Source organism: Aquidulcibacter sp. (genome assembly GCF_020253525.1).
Lineage (GTDB): Bacteria > Pseudomonadota > Alphaproteobacteria > Caulobacterales > Aquidulcibacteraceae > Aquidulcibacter.
This window is the reverse complement of the sequence record NZ_JADCBK010000073.1, coordinates 1-4,249: the sequence shown is the minus strand read 5'-3', so window position 1 is coordinate 4,249 and position 4,249 is coordinate 1. Positions and strand designations below refer to the sequence as shown.

5 protein-coding genes and 1 tRNA gene are annotated in these 4,249 nt (G+C 57.0%); 3 read left to right on the top strand and 3 right to left on the bottom strand.

Features of this window, described 5'->3' with window-relative positions; all coding sequences use genetic code 11:
* Together IOB61_RS09885 and IOB61_RS09880 are read right to left on the bottom strand one after the other, a co-directional pair.
* Nucleotides 1–276, bottom strand: a 276-nt coding sequence (locus IOB61_RS09885; RefSeq protein ID WP_290815815.1) for a hypothetical protein, incomplete at its 3' end; no start/stop codon positions are given.
* Between the two features lie 293 nt (nucleotides 277–569).
* Nucleotides 570–644: transfer RNA gene (locus IOB61_RS09880), tRNA-Val, on the bottom strand.
* Nucleotides 645–1,251: 607 nt separating this feature from the next.
* Between IOB61_RS09880 and IOB61_RS09875 the strand changes: the two genes are divergently transcribed.
* A complete protein-coding gene (locus IOB61_RS09875; RefSeq protein WP_085337917.1) occupies nucleotides 1,252–1,455 on the top strand; it encodes a phosphoglycolate phosphatase in 204 nt (67 codons plus the stop codon).
* Here the strand turns inward: IOB61_RS09875 and IOB61_RS09870 are convergent, their stop codons facing one another.
* Nucleotides 1,456–2,136 carry an HAD-IA family hydrolase gene (locus tag IOB61_RS09870; RefSeq protein WP_290815810.1) on the bottom strand — a complete coding sequence of 227 codons (681 nt, stop codon included), beginning with the start codon at nucleotides 2,134–2,136 and terminating at the stop codon, nucleotides 1,456–1,458.
* Between the two features lie 143 nt (nucleotides 2,137–2,279).
* Between IOB61_RS09870 and glmU the strand changes: the two genes are divergently transcribed.
* Entirely contained in the window at nucleotides 2,280–3,650 is a 1,371-nt protein-coding gene (gene glmU, locus IOB61_RS09865; RefSeq protein WP_290815807.1) for a bifunctional UDP-N-acetylglucosamine diphosphorylase/glucosamine-1-phosphate N-acetyltransferase GlmU, read from the top strand.
* A partial coding sequence (rpiA, locus tag IOB61_RS09860; RefSeq protein ID WP_290815804.1) for a ribose-5-phosphate isomerase RpiA occupies nucleotides 3,647–4,249 on the top strand: 603 nt, incomplete at its 3' end. The genes glmU and rpiA, both read left to right, overlap by 4 nt.

The window sequence follows — 4,249 nt, the reverse complement described above, 5'->3', positions numbered from 1 at the left end:
TTTCGCGAGCCCAACCCGCAAGGCTTGGCTGCGCCCACTGCCATAAAACCCGCTTTCGCCTTGCCCAACTGGCGCACGATCTGTCGCATACAGCATACCGCCACCCGGCAAATCAGAGATGGGTTGAGCGTCGATCGTGGCGTTAAGCTTGCCGTGATTGAGGGCCTCGGGCGCGCCAACAATTTTAAGCAAGAGCGGATCGCTCGCACATCCTGCCACGGCCAAAGCCATGGCAAAGAGAGGTCCAAGCCAAAACCGTTTTCGATTAAACGACATATGCCCTCTCAACCCCTAAACCCAATCAGCGTGCTCCAGATGGGGCGAGACTAGCATGGGTTTTTCTCGATGCACACAGGGGGGGGGCCTCAAGCGGGACTGACGCCAATGAGGGCGCGGCGTTGTGTAGGGTGCATTCCCGTGGGAATGCACCTTTTCCCGCCGACCATGCCACCGCAAACAAATTCAGGCGTTGTTGGAAGACGGTGCATTCCTGAGGGAATGCACCCTAATGCGCAAAGCGCATGGCTGGTGTTTGATACCGGAACCGCATTACGCGCGGGGGTCAAAAATGGTGGGCGATACTGGGATTGAACCAGTGACCCCTGCAGTGTGAATGCAGTGCTCTTCCGCTGAGCTAATCGCCCGTCCGCGACAGGGTTTGGTCAACCCGCGTGCGAGAGGCGGCGTCATGAAGCTTGGCGGCGATCCCGTCAAGGGGGCGAGGTGCCAATCGTGACCGGATGGAGCGCAAAAAAACTGGCCGGAAACAGCGCCAAAGTTTAGCTATCCTATCCCCAGATCCGCGCACACGGGAATCAATAGGGGAACGCAAAATGAGGCCGCGCCACTGCACTTATTCGATAAGAACGGCCATTTAGGCAGTTTTTAGCCCTGAATCGCCGCCCGCAATCGGTTCCATGCAAAATTGCAATGCACCTATGATCAGTAAAAATAAAGCAAATGGCCTTAAGCGATTCATGGAAATCGGCCCATTTTGGCCAAAAAAATTCTGCACAATCTTACAAATCTGCAATTTTCTACCGCTATTTTTCGCGAATTTGGGACATGTTGAGAAAATCTGATGTCAAGCCCTAATTTGATGATTTTTTGGTGTTCGAAGGCCGCTTAAAATTCGTCGATTTTTGCCTTGAATGTGACAGGTTTGTGTAGTTAAAGCCGCCATCCAAAACAAACCGATGCTCGTTGTGGGTTTGTCTCAACCAATCAAAAACAGAAAAAATGAGGACTAAAATGGAAGGCGATTTTTGCACGAACGACGGCGCACGACGTTTGAAGCTGAAGATTCAAGAGTATTGGCGCGAGCGCGGCTATGACGTGAGCGTTGATCTGGTTGAAGAAGGTTTCGTGCCAGCCATGCGTTCGGGCCGTACCGATGTGCGCTCTGACATGGTCAATGGTTTGCCACGTCGCCGCGCCGTGACTGAAGCCGCATAATCATTTTATCAAGAGTTGCTCGATCAGATCAGGCAGCTCATGATAATGATCGAATATAGCGTCCGCCCCCAAGGCGGACGCTTTTTCTATGGTGTAGCCAAAAGTTGCCAACACCACGGGGATAGAGGCATTGCGCGCGGCCTGCAGGTCGGTGATGCTGTCGCCCACCATCAGGGCATGGTCTACGCTGCCGCCACTGGCCTCAATCGTATAGGTTAAATGGCGGCCATCGGGCTTATTCACCCCTGCCTGCCCATTGGCGACGATAGCCTTAAAATAGCGTACCATATCAAAGGCCTCCAGCACGGGTTGGGCCAGATGGGCGGGCTTATTGGTGCAGACGCTTAAGATCGCCCCTTTGGCCGATAGGGCCTCCAGCGTGTCTATCACCCCGTCAAACGGTACGCTTTCTTGCGTTAGGCCGGCTTGATAGACTTCGAGGAAATAGGCGACATGGGCGGCCAAGGTTTCGTCATCAAAGCTGACACCTGCGGCAAGGCCTGCCTTAATCACCAAGGCGCGGGCACCTTGGCCGATCATGCCGCGCACGCTGGTCAATGAAATCTGGGGCAGGCCTGCGCGCACCATGACGGCATTGGTCGCGCGCACCAAATCCGGCGCGGTATCCACCAAGGTGCCGTCCAGATCAAAGGAGATCGCCAGCCCATCCATTCCGCGCATTTCCATCTTCCTTTGGTTCATCGACATGGCCGCACAGAAAGGTTTTTCTGTTTGGCCTCTGGCCTGTCTGCCCGTTCGACGGCTAGAAGGCTAGACGTTTGGGCACAAGCCGAATCAGCACTTGCATCCTGGAAGGAAATCCCATGTCTCGCGCGCGCGCCGCTATTATTCTTGCAGCTGGACACGGCACACGTATGAAGTCGAGCTTGTCGAAAGTCCTCCACCCCGTGGGCGGCCGCCCCATGATGGCTTGGACGATTGCTCTGGCCCAAAGCTTGGGCTGTGAAAAGATCATTGTGGTGGTTGGCAGCCATAATCCAGATGCCAAGCTCGTGGCAGAAGCCAGCCTTGGCCCCGGCACTACGGCACTGCAGGACCCCCCACTGGGCACTGCCCATGGCGTGAATGCGGCGCGCGAGGCGCTTAAAGGTTTTGAGGGCGATGCCATCGTGCTCTATGCCGACACGCCCTTGATCCGCACCGAGACCGCCGCCCAAGTGTTTGACAGCCTCGCCCAAGGCTATGCCGTCTCCGTCTTAGGCTTTGAGGCCGCAGACCCCGGCGCCTATGGCCGCTTGATCCTAAATGCCTCGGGCGACCTCGATGCGATTGTGGAGGCTAAAGAGGCAAGCCCCGAACAATTGGCGGTGCGCTTATGTAATTCTGGCGTTTTGGCTGCCCCCGCACCCTTGCTGTTTGAGCTTTTGGCAGAGGTTAAAAATGACAATGCCAAGGGCGAATATTATTTGACCGATGTGGTGGCCTTGGCCCGTGCACGCGGCCTTCGCGCCACCGCCGTCCCCGGCACCGAGGACGAGGTTTTGGGCGTCAACAGCCGGGTGGAACTGGCCCAAGCCGAAGCCCAATTCCAAGCCCGCAAGCGCCATGAGGCGATGGTGGCCGGGGTGACCCTGACTGCGCCCGACACGGTCTATTTCTCCCATGACACACAGATCGCCAATGATGTGACGGTAGAGCCCCATGTGGTGTTTGGGCCCAAAGTGGTGGTGGAAACCGGGGCCGTGATCCGCGCCTTCTCGCATTTGGAAGACTGCCTCATCCGCAAAGGGGCCTTGATCGGGCCTTATGCCCGCATCCGTCCGGGCAGCGACATTGGCGAAAATGCCCATATTGGCAATTTTGTTGAGACGAAAAAGGCCAAGATCGGGGCAGGGGCCAAGGCCAATCATCTCACCTATCTGGGCGATGTTACCGTGGGGGCTAAGACCAATATTGGGGCCGGCACCGTCACCTGTAATTATGACGGGTTTGACAAATATCATACAGAGATCGGGGCCAATGCCTTTATCGGCTCTGACACGATGTTGGTTGCCCCCGTCACCATTGGCGAGGGCGCGATGACGGGATCAGGCTCTACCATCACTAAGGACGTGCCGCCCGGGGCTTTGGGCCTAGAGCGGGCCGACCAGCGCAATCTGGAAGGCTGGGCCACCAAGTTTCGCGCCCGCAAGGCGGCTGCCAAAGCGCTGAAAGCCAAGGGGGAGGGCGCGTGACCGGCCCTGACTTTGCCAAGATGCAGGCCGCTGCTGCCGCGCTTGAATATGTCGAAGACGGCATGATTGTGGGCCTGGGCACAGGCTCTACCGCCAATCACTTCATCTCCATGTTGGGCGAACGCGTGCGAGAGGGCCTCTCGATTGGCGCAATCCCCACGTCCGAGGCAAGCCGCCGCCTAGCCGCCAGCCTTGGCATTCCCTTAATCGAAGTCGACCAAGCCGACCGGATTGATGTGACGGTGGATGGCGCTGATGAAGTCGACCAATATCTCAATCTGCTCAAAGGCGGGGGCGGGGCCTTATTGCGGGAAAAAATCATCGCCCACGCCACCGACCATCTGGTGGTGATTGCCGATAAGTCAAAGCTCGTCAAAGATTTAGGCGCATTTCCTCTGCCCGTGGAAGTCACCAGCTTTGGCTTTACCATCACGGCGAAAAAAGTGTTTGATGCCCTGCGCGCCACGGGCTGTAGCTCTGCTGATATCAAGCTGCGCGAAGCCGGTGCCCCCGGCAGACCCTTCATCACCGACAATGGCAATTACATCCTAGACTGCGCCTGCCACCACATCCCAGACGCCGCCGCCACCGCCACCGCC